A 15,346-nucleotide genomic window follows, 5' to 3' on the forward strand; every position below is an offset into this window, starting at 1 on the left:
TTCCAATTGGTTTTGTTCTTCCAACTGTTGATTCTCTCATTTTTTAAAAACCTTTTAATCCCTGTAAGGCAAAGTGAATGGGTTTTCCAATCGCCTGATTTAAGTATGGAATGTTCTGACGCACGGTTTCTGTCACTAATTTTGTGGATATTTTTCTTTTCGGTCGATGCTCTTTCTTTGATTTTTCCGTGGCTTTTTCCCATTTTCCATATATCGTTTGGATAGATAGATCATCCTTCAACCCAATCCACAAACGTGCCATGCTCATGACGCCTTTTTTGCTCCATGCTCTTCCATTTTTTAATCGTTTGGCTAATTGATTGATTCATCATTGCTTCTGCACTTCCCATTGGTCGATACGCTGTCGTGTCCACGCCTTTCTCCTGTAACCAACTACGATAATCTTTTATGGTTTCCTGATGATGCGTTAAAAAGGCGAGGAAATGCGCTAGTTTTTCTTCTTCTTCTGGTGTATCCATTGTTCCTACTGCACTATTCAACTCTAGAAGTAATGTTTCTACCTGGTAGTTTTTTAATGCTCTTCTCATGTAGCGGAATCGGGGATGGCTCTTCATTAGCTGTTTCATCGAACGAGCGACATGAAAACGATCCATAGTGAAAAAGGCCCGTTCCCGAAAATACTCCCGACATGCCGTTATCCAGCCTGCTCCATCGCCATTAATAATAAGCAAGGTTTGGGTTGGATCATACGCATAATGATTCTGTAAGAATGTTTCAAAAGCTTCCCAAAATGCTTCTTTTCCGTAAGCCCGAATTATAAAAATAGCGCACCTTTTCGGTACGCATTACAAATAGCCGTGAATTCTGATTTTTTTAATCGAATTACGGCTATTTCATTTATTTGCTACATTCTCCCTGAATTATTTTTGACCAGGGCATGTATTGATCTAATATCTCAGGGTTTTGTTGGATGCTGAGATTTGGCAGATCCGTAAAAAGTTTTTTTATATATTTATAGAAATCAACGCCGTTACTTTTGCTAGTTTCAGCGATACTCAAACAGACGGCATTCGCTTTTGCACCTGCTTCACTTACACTAAAAAGCCAATTTTTTCTTCCTATAACGTTGGGACGAATGGCGTTCTCGGCCGGATTATTATCTATTTCAATTCGCCCATCATTCAGGAATGCTTTAAGTCCATTTGCCCTGTTCAATGTGTATTCAGCTGCTTTAGCCAAGGCATTTTTTCCGTAGAATGGTGACGTTTCAACCCACTTAAAAAATTTATCTACAATTGGCTTTGAGTATTTTTGGCGTTTTTTCCTTCGTTTACTCGGAGACAAATGTTTAAATTTCCTTTCGAGTCGATATAATTCGTCGCAATAGCTCACTCCGATTCGGCCATTTTTGCTGTCTGCTTTAAGCCAGTAACGCCTAACGTGCGCCCAACAATTTGCGAAGGTAACGCCTTCCAACTTATCATAGGCGGAATAACCATCGCAAATGATCGTACCAGAAAAGCCTTTAATGAAACTTTCAAGGACAGATCGAGCTCGAGATAATGCACTTTGAAAGAGAGTCATTGTTGGCCCTTGGCTTGGCACACTTCGAAACACCCAATTATAGGCATTGGCTTGGCCTGATTTCCCATCCGATCGGTTGATAATTTGTCCATATGTTTCATCGACATGCAAAACTGATTTAGACATCATCAACTCTTTCATTCGTTCGTAAACAGGTATGAGCCAATCGTGTGCTGCACGGATAACCCAATTCGAGAGATTTTTATCATTGGTATCCAATCCATAGCGATCCCATTCTTTTACCTGACGGTAAAGAGGTAAGTATTGTACAAATTTATCATAGATAACTTTGGCAAGTACGCTAGGACTTGCCATGCTACGCTGAATCGCTGGTTGAGGTGCTTTCCCGCGTTTAATTTGTGCTGGCTGTGATGAATCCACTTTACAGCCTTTACATTCATACGCATGTTCAACGTGCTGTACTTTCATCATTTTGGCAGGAATAAATGTTGCTTCTTCACGTACGATTGTACTGCCAATTTCAATCATTTGCTCTTGGCAACAGTCACAGATTGTATTTTCCGGATAATGGTGAATAGCTTCTACTTCAATACCATCATGCAAGGAATCATTTCGTTTTTTTGATGTAACTTTTCGTACAACAGTATAAGAAATTGTCTGCTGGCTTTGTTCTTCTGTGTGCTCAGGTTCGCTAAAATCCGGGTCATCATCAAATAATGAGCCTTGCCCATCTGGTAGGTTATATTTCGATTTTTCGGTTTTTGATCCATATAAAAGCTTAGTTAAATGGCGTACTTGATCGGTTAACACTTCAATCTGTTTAGTTGATCGATCTAGCTTTTTCGATAAATCTTTGTTTTGTTGATTTGAATGAGCCAATTGTTCTTCGAGAAGTCGAATTAATTTCTCATATGGATTATTGTTATTGGAAGAAGCATTAACCATTTATTTCACCACTTTTCGTTCACATAAGTTATAGGTATATTATAACATTTTTAACATGAAAAATAAACTTGAGAATGGCTTTAAATCAACATTTCCAGCAGGTTTAGAATACTCCTTTTTGTGATTTTTGAATGGCGTTTGGTTGCTGAATCGATAACCCCTCAAGCAGCCACCTAACCTCCTGTTGGGAAAGTTTTCGCACCTCATCTTCGTCTTTTGGCCATTGAAGTTTGCCTTTATCCAAACGTTTATAAAGCATGGCGAAGCCATCACCATCGAAATACAAACATTTATACCGATCCTTACTCCATCCTGAAAATAAGAAAATGGAATCACCATATGGGTCCAGTTCAAAAGAATCTTGAATCAGTGTCGCTAATCCATCAATCCCTTTACGCATGTCAGTTTTTCCACAAATGATATATATATTTTTAACACTTGTATAGTCGTGTTTCACAGATGTTTCAGCTCCCTCATAACCGTTTGAATGATGTGCTGATCCACGCCGTTGTTGAAGGAGATTTCTATGCTTGCCGTTTTGATCGTGCAAGCGTTACTGGAAGAGGCTGCTGATGACGTGGATGAATATGAAACCTTATTTTCGGAATGTAATGTAACGGGGACGATTGTTAGTTTTTGTTTTGGCATATGAAAAGCACCTCCTTAAATTGATACATTCATCGTACCAGGAGGCACTGCGTGTTTATATGCGTTGTTTGATTGGGGGCTTACTCTTTTCCTTCATAGAGAAAATGCCTTTTATTTCGGAGCCTGACTCGCTTTCCGTTTCCTTTCCATCCCTCGTGTACAGCGGCGAATTTCAACTCAAATCCACGCTTTTTCTTTTCTTGGCTCTTCACATATAATCCATCTACTTCGACAAACAAGACCTTTTGAAAGGGACGTTTTTCCGTAACTGGAAGCACGTTTGTTTGAAGAAGATGTTGCCGTAATGCTTCGTGGCTCATCGCCGAATAGCCTAAAAACTGTTCTAAGGTTTCCACAGCCTTTCGATAGGAGGAACCATTCGTCGCTAATTCTAACCCCCATTCTTCTAGTAGAGGACTAAATCCTTTATTCCCTTGAAATTGTAAATATTGATCTAATAAACAAACATATTTTTTTGTCACACGATCGAAATAATAATTACGCTTCAGCTCCACTGCTCCAAAAGCTGTCTCTAATCGTATATCTCGTTTATCTCGTAAAGCAAATCTTCTTTTATCTCGTTGCTGGGCAATCTCTAGATCCCAATTTTCTAATGTTTGAACAAGGATTTCTTGAAACGTATTTTGTAGCGTTCGAAATAAAGTTTTTTCCAATTCTTTTAATGATGGTAATTTTATGTTACATTCATTCATGAGAGCCTCTCCTTTTCGTAGTGTTTTAGGCAAACTCTACTTTACAAAAGGAAGCTCTCTTTTTTAATGCTTAATTTTTTCCAGCTACCGCGCTTTCGCTTGGTGGCCTTTTTGTCTAGTTGGGGGACGAGTCCCCCAACTAGACAAAAAGGATATTTATTCTCCCACAAACATTTTACTCATACTTTTCATTAACTCTTGATAATAATGAAAATGTTAAATCTGATTTCATACCGAAAGTAATAGTAATCATTTTAGCTATAAAATAGGCACAAATGACAAAAAACCTTTAGAAAGGCGCAGGAAAGCACCTGTTTTCTAAAGGTCATTTAAGAGAAGTCAACTGCTAATTTTGTGTAACAGACTTTTCATAATCTGCTATTTTATCACTGTACTGGAGCGTAATTTCAATTTCATCCCAGCCGTTAGTCAACATTTTTTTCCAATATGGATGGATAGTAAATGTTGCAGTAAAGCCCTGATCATCTTCTACTTTTTCCTCTTCTAAATTAATATGGAGAAAATAGGGTTGATTTTGGGCTGCCTTTAAAAGATACTCTACTTCTGCTGTAGGTAATGGAATAGGAAGCATTCCATTTTTTAAACAATTTTGATAAAAAATATCTGCAAAGGATGGAGCAATAACGACAGAAAACCCAAAATCCTGAAGAGCCCATGGTGCATGCTCTCTGGATGATCCACAACCAAAGTTTTTATTAGCGATTAATATAGAAGCTCCTTGGTTTTCAGGAAAGTTCAGCTCAAAGTCTGGATTTGGCTCACCATTTTTCAAATAACGCCAGTCAAAAAAAGCAAATCTGCCAAATCCCGTCTTTTCGATGCGCTTTAAAAATTGCTTCGGAATAATTTGATCTGTATCTACATTTACTCGATCCATTGCTACTGCTTTTTCATAAAGCTTCTTAAAACCACTCACAGCTGCTTCCTCCTTTACGTTGTAGCTTGTAATTCTGCATTCATTTTTCGAATATCAACAAATCGTCCATTTAATGCCGCAGCGGCAGCCATCGACGGACTAACTAAATGGGTTCTGGCACCCGCTCCTTGCCGCCCTTCGAAATTACGATTAGAGGTAGAAGCACAATGTTCCCCACTTGGAACCACGTCATTATTCATACTTAAACACATACTGCAGCCTGCATCTCTCCATTCAAAACCAGCTTCTACAAATAGCTTATCCAGGCCTTCTTCCTCCGCCTGTTTCTTTACTTTCTGAGAACCTGGGACAACTAGTGCCCTTACTCCTGGATATACCTTCTCCCCTTTAATTACACTCGCTGCTTGTCTTAAATCTTCTATTCTGGAATTCGTACAGGAACCTATAAACACATGCTGAATCGCGATATCGGTAATTGCCATTCCTTCTTTTAATCCCATATACTGAAGCGCACTATGTAGGGCTCGACGATCTGTTTCATCTTGATAAATTTCTGGTGTAGGTATTTTTTCATCTACTTTAGCAGTCATAGAAGGGTTCGTACCCCAACTCACCATTGGCGCAATATCATGACCATCAATCGTAATAACTTTATCGTAAGTAGCATCTTCGTCTGAAACTAAGCTACGCCATTCCTGTACTGCTTTATCCCACTTCTCTGGTGCGTATTTTCTTCCTTTTAAATAGGAGAAGGTAGTTTCATCTGGACAAATTAACCCTGCACGAGCTCCACCTTCAATTGACATATTACAAATCGTCAATCTTTCTTCCATTGAAAGATTGCGAATAACATCCCCTGTATATTCAATAACATGGCCCGTTCCAAAGTTAACTCCATATTTAGAAAGTATATAAAGAATGACATCTTTCGCATTTACGCCATACGCAAGCTTTCCATTGACCTCTACTTTTAATGTTTTGGGTCTTGTTTGCCATAAAGTTTGTGTAGCAAGTACATGCTCCACTTCACTTGTGCCTATCCCAAAAGCAAGGGCTCCAAAAGCTCCATGGGTCGATGTATGACTATCTCCACAAACAATTGTTTTTCCAGGCTGTGTTAATCCAAGCTCAGGCCCTATTACATGGACAATCCCTTGTTCAGGACTATCTAGACCTGCTAATGGAATATTAAATTCCAAGCAGTTTTTTTCCAGAGTAGTCATCTGGTTTAACGCGATTTCATCATCTATTTTAAAACGGTTAAGTGTAGGAACATTATGATCCATCGTTGCAAATGTGCGATCTGGTCTCCTTACTTTCCGATTTTTCATTCTTAATCCGGAAAATGCCTGTGGAGAAGTAACTTCATGAACAAGATGTAGATCAATATATAATAAATCTGGCTTCCCTTCTTCTTTGTGCACTATATGTTTTTCCCAAATTTTATCGATAATGGATTTCCCCATTACTTTGCCCTCCAATCCATTTTCTTTTATTTGCTTATTTCCTTAGATTAAAGGGCTGTCAAAATATTCTTTTGACAAGCCCATAAACGTTTAATTTCTTTCTATTGTTAGTCCCCTATATCCAATCACTGCCGCTTATCTTCTCTTTTTTTATAAAGCATGGGTCGATGCTACTAACTCGAAAATTTCTTTATTAACAGATTCTACCATTTCGGTTGTTGAAACAATTGTACTATTTGGTGAAAGAATGTCTCTTGTTCTATATCCTTTATTCAAGACATTATTTACCGCCTCTTCAATTATCGCTGCTTCTTTGTCTAGCTGAAATGATAATCGCAGCATCATGCTTACCGATAATATCGTCGCTAATGGATTTGCGATATTTTCCCCTGCGATATCTGGTGCAGAGCCATGTATAGGTTCATATAAATATGGCCCCGCTTCTGATAAACTGCTTGATGCAAGCATTCCTAATGAACCTGTTAAGACAGATGCTTCATCACTTAAAATATCACCAAACATATTTTCGGTAACGATGACATCAAATTGCTTTGGATTTCTAATAAGTTGCATTGCAGCATTATCAACAAGCATATGTTCGAGCAAAACATCTGGATATTTCTCTGCTACTTGATTCGCAATCTCTCTCCATACTCTACTAGTCTCTAAAACATTTGCTTTATCAACAGAAGTAACCTTTTTTGATCTCGTTCTTGCGATTTCAAATGCTTTTTCGATGACACGCTCAATCTCTTCATTTTTATATTGCAGTGTATCAACAGCACCTGGCTTCCCATCTATTACTGTACGTTCGCTTGGTGTTCCAAAATAGATGCCTCCTGTTAACTCACGCACAACAATCAAGTCCACCCCTTCGATAATATCCTTCTTGAGAGGTGACGCGACCGCTAAACTTTCATAGCAGGTTGTCGGTCTGAGGTTCGCAAACAAGTTCAATGCTTTTCTTATTTTTAATAGTCCTTGCTCTGGACGTTTTTCAACAGGAAGAGAATCCCATTGCGGTCCTCCTACTGCACCTAATAAAATGGCATCACTATTTTTACATATTGTAATCGTTTCATTAGGTAATGGAGTACCAGTTTTATCTGTCGCACATCCGCCAATATCAGCAAAAGTTAATTCGAACTGATGGCTATATAAAGTTCCAATTGTTTGCAAAATTTTGACTGCCCCAGCTACTATTTCAGGTCCAATTCCATCACCTGGTAAAACAGCGATTCTTTTGTTCATTTCTATTCGCTCCCCTATATCAAAGGCTTGATTTTCAGACCTTAAAGCCTACACTTTTTCCAAAAATTGTTCTTTTGCAAGAATAGCCCTATTAATGGCATTTATATATGCCTTAGCAGATGCTATTAATACATCTTGATCCAATCCTCTTCCTGTACTTTCTTTTTGGTCATATTGCACTCTGACAAATACTTGAGCTAAGGCATCTCTTCCTGCACCTAAGGATTGAATTCGATAATCATTTAGCGTCACTTGACCAGAAATAGACATTTCAAGAGTGTTATATAGCGCTTCTACACTTCCTGATCCTGTGCCATTTTGAATGATTAATTCATTTTTCGGTCCAGAAAGCTTCACGCTTGCATCTGCTTCATTATCATTTTTATGTTGAACCTTAACCTCAACTAATTCATAGTATTTCTCTTCTTTAGCAAGCTTGTTCTCTAGCACAATAGCAATAATGTCCTCATCAGAAATTTCTTTTTTATGATCTGCCAAATCCTTAAATGCAACAAAGAGATCTTTTACATCCTCTTCCTTTACCTGAAGCCCTAGTTCTTTCAGCTTTGTTTTAAATGCATGGCTACCTGAATGCTTTCCTAACACCATATTATTGTTGTTTACATAGCCAACAAGTTCTGGGGAAATAATTTCATAGGTAGTTTTCTCCTTAAGAACACCGTCCTGGTGAATACCAGATTCATGCGCAAATGCGTTGCGACCAACAATTGCTTTATTCCCTGGAACCATCATACCTGTTAATTCACTAACCAAGCTACTTGATCTACTAATCTCTTTCAAATTAATTCTTGTTCTTTCCTGATAATGATCATTTCTAATATGAAGCGCTACCACAATTTCTTCCATCGAAGCATTGCCCGCTCTCTCTCCTATGCCATTAATGGTGCATTCTACTTGTGTTGCTCCATTTTCAATCGCAGCCAGTGAGTTTGCTGTTGCCATCCCTAAATCATCGTGACAATGGGTTGATAGTGAAACTTTATCAATAGACGGAACATTATTTTTTAAATATTGAAAAACTTCTCCATACTCATTGGGCGTAATATACCCAACAGTGTCTGGTATATTTATTATTTGTGCACCAGCTTGAATAACTTCCTCTATTATTTCTGCTAGAAATGGAAGCTCGGTTCGACAAGCATCCTCTGCACTCCATTGTATAATCGGAAACCTTTTGGCAGCATATTGAACAGCTGCTACCGCCCGCTCCACAACTTGTTCTTTTGATAGTTTCAACTTATATTCTCGATGAATGGGGCTCGTCGCTAGAAAAACATGGATTCTCGGTTCCGCTCCATCTTTTAAAGCTTCCCACGCAGTATCAATATCCGATGTTACTGCCCTTGCTAGACCAGTAACAGAGCTATTTTTGATAGTTCGGGCAATTTGTTGAACAGATAGAAAATCACCTTTAGAGGCAGCAGGAAAGCCTGCCTCTATAATATCTACATTCAACTTTTCTAACTGTTCAGCGATTACCAGCTTCTCTGCCAAATTTAAATTGACACCTGGCGATTGCTCTCCATCTCTTAATGTTGTATCAAATATCTTAATTTTTGCCACTACCCACCACTTCTTTCTTTCTAGAGCTTTTAACAAATGGCATCATTGCACGCAATTCTTTTCCAACCTTTTCAATTAAATGTTCACTTTCTCTATCATTAATCGCATTAAATACTGGTCTATTTGCTTGATTTTCTAAAATCCAACCTTTAGCAAATTTTCCTTCTTGAATGTCTGTAAGAACAGCTTTCATTTCTTTCTTCACATCTTCTGTTACAATCCGTGGTCCTGTTACAAAGTCACCCCATTGCGCTGTATCAGAAATGGAATATCTCATTCCAGCCATTCCATCTTCATACATTAGGTCAACAATTAATTTCAACTCATGTAAACACTCAAAGTAAGCTAGTTCTGGCTGATATCCTGCCTCTACCAACGTTTCAAAACCTGCTTTTACTAGCGCAGTCAAACCTCCACAAAGTACCGCTTGTTCACCGAATAGATCTGTTTCTGTTTCTTCTTTAAATGTCGTTTCTAATGCACCTGCACGTAATGCACCAATTGCTTTTGCATATGCAAGGGCAAGTTCTCTCGCTTCGCCAGTTACATCTTGATAGATTGCAAACAACGCTGGAACCCCTGCTTCTTGTTCAAATGTTCTTCTTACAAGATGACCTGGACCTTTTGGTGCTACTAATAGAACATCACTCTCACTTGGAGGGACAATTTGATTAAAATGAATGTTAAATCCATGTGCAAACATTAAAGCTTGATTTGTTAAATTTGGTTTGATTTCTTCATTGTATACTTTTGTTTGTAACTCATCTGGAAGTAAAATCATTACAATATCAGCCTTAGCTGTCGCCTCTCCAACCGGAAAAACGTCAAATCCGTCTTCCACTGCTTTATTCCATGAATTTCCTTTTCTTAACCCGATAATAACATTAACTCCACTATCCTTCATATTTAAAGCATGTGCATGCCCTTGTGATCCATAACCAATTACTGCAACTGTTTTTCCTTCAAAATATCCTAAATTCGCGTCTCCGTTATAATACATTTTTGCCATTTTTCTTCTCCCTTTCGTCTGTAAAATTAGATTTATTTAATATTAGAATTAAACGATAGAATAGTTACTTTTATGAGTTGCTGTTTTTTGAGATCCACGAGGGAATGCAGTTGTGCCTGTTCTGGCCAATTCTTTAATCCCATAAGGTCTAAGCAGTTCAATAAAAGCTTCAATTTTTGTTGATTCACCTGTAATTTGGATAACGAGACTTTCTTTGCTTACGTCTATTACAGAAGCTCTAAATGGTTCAATTACTGAGTATAATTCATGCCTTGTCTGCGGTGTAGCAAGTACTTTTATTAAAGCTAGCTCTCTTGCGACAATTGCTTGATCGGTGATGTCTACCACCTTCAATATGTCAATCTGCTTATTTAACTGTTTTGTGATTTGTTCAATGATGCCATCACTCTCTACATGTACAACACATGTAATTCGAGAAACCCCTTCATGCTCTGTGTGCCCTACTGATATACTTTCAATGTTATAGTTTCTTTTTGAAAAAAGATTCGTGATGCGATTTAATACACCTGATTTGTTCAAGACAGTCAAACTAATTATTTTCTTCATGGCTTCATCCCTACCATTTCATGTAATCCTTTACCTGGTGCTATCATTGGATATACATTCTCGTTTGGATCAATACGGAAATCCAATAATACAGGTTCTCTTACCGCTAACACTTCGTCCAGAATGCTTGCAGCTTCTTTAACAGAAGATATTTGGTAGCCTTTTATTCCATATGCTTCTGCTAAAGCGACAAAGGAAGGCTGGAAAGATTCCTTACTATGTGAAAAACGAGACTCATAGAAAAATTCTTGCCACTGTCTTACCATTCCTAGCGCCTGATTATTAAAAATAATTATCTTAATCGGTAAATTCAATTCCCTAATTAATGCAAGCTCCTGGCTACACATTTGGAAGCCTCCATCGCCGCTAATAGCTAGAACCGTCGCTTTTGGATCTGCTAATTGAGCACCAATACTTGATGGTAACCCGAATCCCATTGTTCCTAATCCACCAGAAGTTACCCAACGATTGGACTCTTTAAATTGATAGTATTGCGCAGCCCACATTTGGTGCTGCCCAACATCAGTCGTTACAATTGCTTCACCTTTTGTCTTTTCAAAAAGCAGCTCCAATACTTGCTGTGGTTTAAGAAGATTAGACTCTTTATAATAGTAAGGATATTCATTTTTCCAATTTTCAATCTTTTCTAACCAATCTTTATGCTCTGATTGTAGACCCTTCTGCTTAATCAACATGCTTAAAGCTTCTTTCGCATCTGCTACAATCGGGATTTTCGTAGGAATAATCTTGCCAATTTCTGCTGGGTCGATATCAATATGCGCTTTAACAGCATTCGGTGCAAAATGTGCTAAGTTTCCAGTTAAACGATCATCAAATCTCGCCCCAACGTTAATTAATAAGTCTGATTCATACAATGCCATATTGGCAGCATAACAACCGTGCATCCCTCCCATTCCAACAAATAACTTGTTATCAGCTGGAAAGCCTCCTAATCCAAGAAGTGTATGTACGACTGGTATTTGTTGTTGCTCCGCATATTCAAGTAATTCTGCACTAGCTTTAGCAAAATTGACCCCTGCACCTGCTAGGATTACTGGTTTTTTTGCTGCACTTACTGCTTCTGTTAATTTTCGAATCTGCAAATAATTCGGTTGTGTTGTCGGTTGGTAGCCAGGAAGATCTACTTCCTGTTCATCAGGAACACTTGAAATTGTCGCCGCAATATCTTTGGGGAAATCAATTAATACAGGACCTGGTCTTCCAGTTGTTGCAATGTAGAACGCTTCTTTTATGATCCTCGGTATATCTTCAAGATTTCGAACCTGACAATTATATTTTGTTATCGGGGTTGTAATCCCTAAAATGTCGGCTTCTTGAAAGGCATCTGTTCCAATCACACTTGTTGCTACTTGACCTGTAAATACAACCAGCGGAAGAGAATCCATCATTGCATCAGCAAGTCCTGTTACAATATTGGTTGCCCCTGGACCAGATGTCGCTATTACAACTCCTGGTTTTCCTGAGATTCTCGCATATCCTTCAGCCGCATGGATTCCTCCCTGTTCGTGTCTTGGTAGGACGTGAAAGATTTTAGAGTCGTATATCTTATCATATATTGGTAAGACAGCACCACCTGGATATCCGAAAATAAATTCAACATTTTCCTTATCCAAAGCTTGTAATAAGAGATCAGCACCAGTTAACGGTTTCACTTGGGCCTTTGTCTTTTCAAAGGCAGTCTCCTGTAACATTTGTTTAACCTCCCTAAATTACTTTCCTTTTACTTAATTAGCTAGTATCTCAAAAGAAGGGATTTACCCATGAAAAAAGCCTTCTCACCTCCAATGATTACTAATGTTTTTAGTAAACAAAGGGGTGAAAAGGCATTTCCTTTCCACGGTACCACCCTCATTCATACACTAGACAAGTGTATGCACTTAATTGAACGGTTCGTTCTCTTTTGGTAACGAGTGGAAACACTCGGTTAGCTCTACTAGGATGACCTTTCAAGCTAACACTCTGAGGTGAGTTCATTTCCTATCGGTTCACCGGTTCACACCAACCACCGGCTCTCTTTGGAATCCAAAATAGAAAACTACTTATCCTCATCATCGAATTACTATATTTACTATGTTAAACAAAATCGCTAAACATGATGTCTTTTTGTTAAGCTTTTAGCTAGTAATATTTTGTTTTTTTCATTTGTTGAGGTTATCTTACGCTGAATTTAAACAAGAGTCAACAGTATTTTTAAGAATTATTTGATTATTTAAACAACAATCTCTCTTATAGAAAACGCTTACAATATTGCTATATAAAGAATGCATGTACTTTTTTAATTAACAAAAAATTTTAAAAAATTCTTTTTTTACTGAAAATCTTCTATAAAACCCACTTATGAAGTTCATTATAATAAAATAATTCTTTATATGATACTAAAATGTCATAAAATCTTACATTGTTTTTTGTTTTTGTCTCATATAGTTTAATTATAGACAAAAAATGCAATCACAAAAAAAAGAAAGCGATTGCATTTAAGAATAACTAAACTAAGATATCGCACATATGTCTTGAATCCATGATAAACGAATTTGATACGTATTTTCTTTGTCATCTTTTAAATCAATGGTTTGATCTATTAGATTAAGCTTTTGAACCTGCCCCTTACAAGTTTCTAAAAATCCATTCTTATAATAATTAATAACAATTAGCCTGCTTCTTCCTAATTCCTTGAGAATCATGGTGTATGTCTCCTTCTACATATTATTAGTTATGTTCATCTATTCACATTGTTTCATTTCTTGTTTACTTTACTTAAATCTATTATACATAATAATAGTAAGCGTTTTCAAGTGTTACAAGTGATTTTCTGAACATTATTTTTCTTACTTCCATTATTCTCTATTTTGTTCCTAATTATACCTTTGAAGGTGAAATAAAGTGTAACTTCCATCAGTTGGCGTTAGTTGAACCAGACAAACCTTTGAGGACAATCGATCTCCTCCCACCTATCTTCTCATAAGCTTGCGTTGAGTCTTACTGAAGATCCAGACTAAGAGTAAACAGTTATATAGGCAAAGCAAGTACGACCAATATTAAAATGGAACTCACGCTATAAATCTTTCTAAGTCTTACATTGTTTGTAAAAAAAGATAACCAATAAAACATTTACTATATGATTTAGTAGAGGATATTTCCCCATCATTATTCTAATATAAGGTACAAATATATCTTTACTATTTAACGAAAAAATCAACTTTGCCGATCCATAAAAAAAGAAGCTCCTTTGATAAAGAAAATCCACTGTTTATTCCCTCTTATTAATGGGAATATATACAATAGGCAAGAACTAATCGTTTAAAGGAGGAATAGAAATATGACAAAAAGTGTTGTAGGTATATATGATTCTCCTGAAGCTACAGTAAATGCTATTGAGGAACTTCTCTCTAAAGGGTATTCGCCAAATCATATTTCCGTTATTACAAGAAGCGAACAAACTGCATTAATCGAGCGAGAGACAGATGTAGATACTGCGACTGGAATGGAAGAAGTAGAACCAACATCCTTTTTAGATCAATTAAAGACATTTTTTTCTGATACCGATATCGACCCATACGAAAAGGAATTAAAAGCAGGGAAATACATTGTTCTCTTAGATAACGAGGAAGAAATGGAAGAAGAGAAGCTAAATAAATTAAACTTCGATAATAATGAAGTAGATGTCATGCCATCTCAAACAATGAATACAACGTTGGAACGAAAGAAAGTGGAATAAGAAAAAAGCTTAAACCAATTTGGTTTAAGCTTTTTTCTTATTTTATGACGTCCCAGGAGAGATTCGAACTCCCGACCGACGGCTTAGAAGGCCGTTGCTCTATCCAGCTGAGCTACTGGGACATGGTATCGTTTATTTGATTATTTTCGAAACAGTTACCTAAACTATTATATCATATTCTTTTGTATAAGCATAGTCTTTTCTTTATAATTCTTATAATTAATCAGATGGCTGCTAATAATTCAAGTGTTAGTATGTTGAAAATAATCTATTAAAATATACTTAAAAATATTTAAGTTTATAAAATACGTCCCAGGAGAGATTCGAACTCCCGACCGACGGCTTAGAAGGCCGTTGCTCTATCCAGCTGAGCTACTGGGACATGTTATGTATTAACGTTGGTCCTAATGAGGACAATAATTATTATATGACTATAGAAACACAAAGTCAATAGTTTCTTAAAGTTTTTTTCCTAATGAGGAATTTTTTTCTCCTCATTAGGAAAAATCGTCCTAAAGAGAAAACTCACTTTTTAATTCTGGAAGCAAACCTTTATGAAAATCATAGACCTCTGTCACTAACCGATCACTCTCAATCGTTAAAATCACATATGTTTGTTCCATTCTTCCTCTAGGCAGACGTAAACTACCCGGATTAATGAATAAAACATCATCAACTAATTCCATCCCTAAAAAGTGAGAATGCCCAAAGCAAGCGATATCTGCTTGTACTTCCTTTGCTTTATACAATAGGTTATTAATAGAAGACTTTACACCATATAGATGACCATGAGTTAAAAAGATCTTCTTGCCTGCGATTTCTTGAATTGTTTCGGTTGGATACCTGTCCTCATAATCACAGTTACCTTGAACGGTAATATATCCATCCATCACTGCTTCGCCTGCAGCTAACTCTGAATCACCACAATGTAGAAATAAGTCGACTTCTTTTTCATGCCTTTTCTTCAAAACACCTAATTCGGATACCATTCCATGACTGTCACTAACAATCAAAACCTTCATC

16 protein-coding genes, 2 tRNA genes and 1 other annotated feature are annotated in these 15,346 nt (G+C 37.2%); of the genes, 2 read left to right on the forward strand and 16 right to left on the reverse strand.

Annotated features, from left to right (window positions below; genetic code table 11):
- Positions 1–43: 43 nt before the first annotated feature.
- From AB3U99_RS16715 to tnpB, 4 genes are all read right to left on the reverse strand, one after another.
- Positions 44–262, reverse strand: a complete 219-nt coding sequence (locus tag AB3U99_RS16715) for a hypothetical protein (RefSeq protein ID WP_400241445.1) — start codon at positions 260–262, stop codon at positions 44–46.
- Positions 231–785: a UPF0236 family transposase-like protein gene (locus AB3U99_RS16720; RefSeq protein WP_400248105.1), complete on the reverse strand. Its 555-nt coding sequence runs from the start codon at positions 783–785 to the stop codon at positions 231–233. The genes AB3U99_RS16715 and AB3U99_RS16720 overlap by 32 nt, the downstream gene beginning before the upstream one ends.
- Positions 786–858: 73 nt before the next feature.
- Complete coding sequence (gene tnpC / locus AB3U99_RS16725) at positions 859–2,451, reverse strand: IS66 family transposase (protein WP_400241484.1); 1,593 nt, start codon at positions 2,449–2,451, stop codon at positions 859–861.
- Positions 2,452–2,554: 103 nt separating this feature from the next.
- Positions 2,555–2,908 (reverse strand): IS66 family insertion sequence element accessory protein TnpB, encoded by a 354-nt coding sequence (gene tnpB / locus AB3U99_RS16730; protein WP_400241485.1) that lies wholly within the window; start codon positions 2,906–2,908, stop codon positions 2,555–2,557.
- A gap of 69 nt (positions 2,909–2,977) precedes the next feature.
- Between tnpB and AB3U99_RS16735 the strand changes: the two genes are divergently transcribed.
- Positions 2,978–3,103, forward strand: coding sequence for a hypothetical protein (locus AB3U99_RS16735; RefSeq protein ID WP_400241486.1), 126 nt, complete (start codon positions 2,978–2,980; stop codon positions 3,101–3,103).
- A 76-nt stretch (positions 3,104–3,179) separates the two neighbouring features.
- Here AB3U99_RS16735 and AB3U99_RS16740 read toward each other — a convergent pair whose 3' ends face one another.
- The 9 genes from AB3U99_RS16740 to AB3U99_RS16780 all read right to left on the reverse strand — a co-directional run bounded on the left by AB3U99_RS16740 (position 3,180) and on the right by AB3U99_RS16780 (position 13,289).
- Positions 3,180–3,812, reverse strand: coding sequence for a UPF0236 family transposase-like protein (locus AB3U99_RS16740; RefSeq protein ID WP_400242681.1), 633 nt, complete (start codon positions 3,810–3,812; stop codon positions 3,180–3,182).
- Between the two features lie 346 nt (positions 3,813–4,158).
- A complete protein-coding gene (gene leuD / locus AB3U99_RS16745; RefSeq protein ID WP_400242682.1) occupies positions 4,159–4,749 on the reverse strand; it encodes a 3-isopropylmalate dehydratase small subunit in 591 nt (196 codons plus the stop codon).
- Between the two features lie 14 nt (positions 4,750–4,763).
- The gene (gene leuC, locus AB3U99_RS16750; RefSeq protein ID WP_400242683.1) at positions 4,764–6,176 is read right to left on the reverse strand and encodes a 3-isopropylmalate dehydratase large subunit; all 1,413 of its coding nucleotides are present in this window, start codon (positions 6,174–6,176) and stop codon (positions 4,764–4,766) included.
- A 150-nt stretch (positions 6,177–6,326) separates the two neighbouring features.
- Positions 6,327–7,427, reverse strand: coding sequence for a 3-isopropylmalate dehydrogenase (gene leuB / locus AB3U99_RS16755; protein ID WP_400242684.1), 1,101 nt, complete (start codon positions 7,425–7,427; stop codon positions 6,327–6,329).
- Between the two features lie 48 nt (positions 7,428–7,475).
- Entirely contained in the window at positions 7,476–9,011 is a 1,536-nt protein-coding gene (locus tag AB3U99_RS16760) for a 2-isopropylmalate synthase (protein WP_400242685.1), read from the reverse strand.
- Entirely contained in the window at positions 8,998–10,020 is a 1,023-nt protein-coding gene (gene ilvC / locus AB3U99_RS16765; protein WP_400242686.1) for a ketol-acid reductoisomerase, read from the reverse strand. Before ilvC ends, AB3U99_RS16760 begins: the two co-directional genes overlap by 14 nt.
- 48 nt (positions 10,021–10,068) lie before the next feature.
- Positions 10,069–10,587, reverse strand: a complete 519-nt coding sequence (gene ilvN / locus AB3U99_RS16770) for an acetolactate synthase small subunit (protein WP_031534718.1) — start codon at positions 10,585–10,587, stop codon at positions 10,069–10,071.
- Positions 10,584–12,299, reverse strand: a complete 1,716-nt coding sequence (ilvB, locus tag AB3U99_RS16775; RefSeq protein ID WP_400242687.1) for an acetolactate synthase large subunit — start codon at positions 12,297–12,299, stop codon at positions 10,584–10,586. The genes ilvN and ilvB overlap by 4 nt, the downstream gene beginning before the upstream one ends.
- Before the next feature lie 117 nt (positions 12,300–12,416).
- Positions 12,417–12,669 (reverse strand) — a binding site (T-box leader).
- A gap of 428 nt (positions 12,670–13,097) precedes the next feature.
- Positions 13,098–13,289: a YolD-like family protein gene (locus AB3U99_RS16780; protein WP_400242688.1), complete on the reverse strand. Its 192-nt coding sequence runs from the start codon at positions 13,287–13,289 to the stop codon at positions 13,098–13,100.
- 635 nt (positions 13,290–13,924) lie between these two features.
- Between AB3U99_RS16780 and AB3U99_RS16785 the strand changes: the two genes are divergently transcribed.
- The gene (locus AB3U99_RS16785) at positions 13,925–14,323 is read left to right on the forward strand and encodes a general stress protein (protein ID WP_400242689.1); all 399 of its coding nucleotides are present in this window, start codon (positions 13,925–13,927) and stop codon (positions 14,321–14,323) included.
- Between the two features lie 48 nt (positions 14,324–14,371).
- Here AB3U99_RS16785 and AB3U99_RS16790 read toward each other — a convergent pair.
- The 3 genes from AB3U99_RS16790 to AB3U99_RS16800 all read right to left on the reverse strand — a co-directional run bounded on the left by AB3U99_RS16790 (position 14,372) and on the right by AB3U99_RS16800 (position 15,345).
- Positions 14,372–14,445 (reverse strand) — tRNA-Arg (locus tag AB3U99_RS16790).
- Between the two features lie 186 nt (positions 14,446–14,631).
- A tRNA-Arg gene (locus tag AB3U99_RS16795) sits at positions 14,632–14,705 on the reverse strand.
- Between the two features lie 130 nt (positions 14,706–14,835).
- Positions 14,836–15,345 (reverse strand): metallophosphoesterase family protein, encoded by a 510-nt coding sequence (locus AB3U99_RS16800; protein WP_400242690.1) that lies wholly within the window; start codon positions 15,343–15,345, stop codon positions 14,836–14,838.
- Between the last annotated feature and the right edge of the window lies 1 nt (position 15,346).

The organism is Niallia tiangongensis (assembly GCF_044704065.1).
GTDB lineage: Bacteria > Bacillota > Bacilli > Bacillales > Cytobacillaceae > Niallia > Niallia tiangongensis.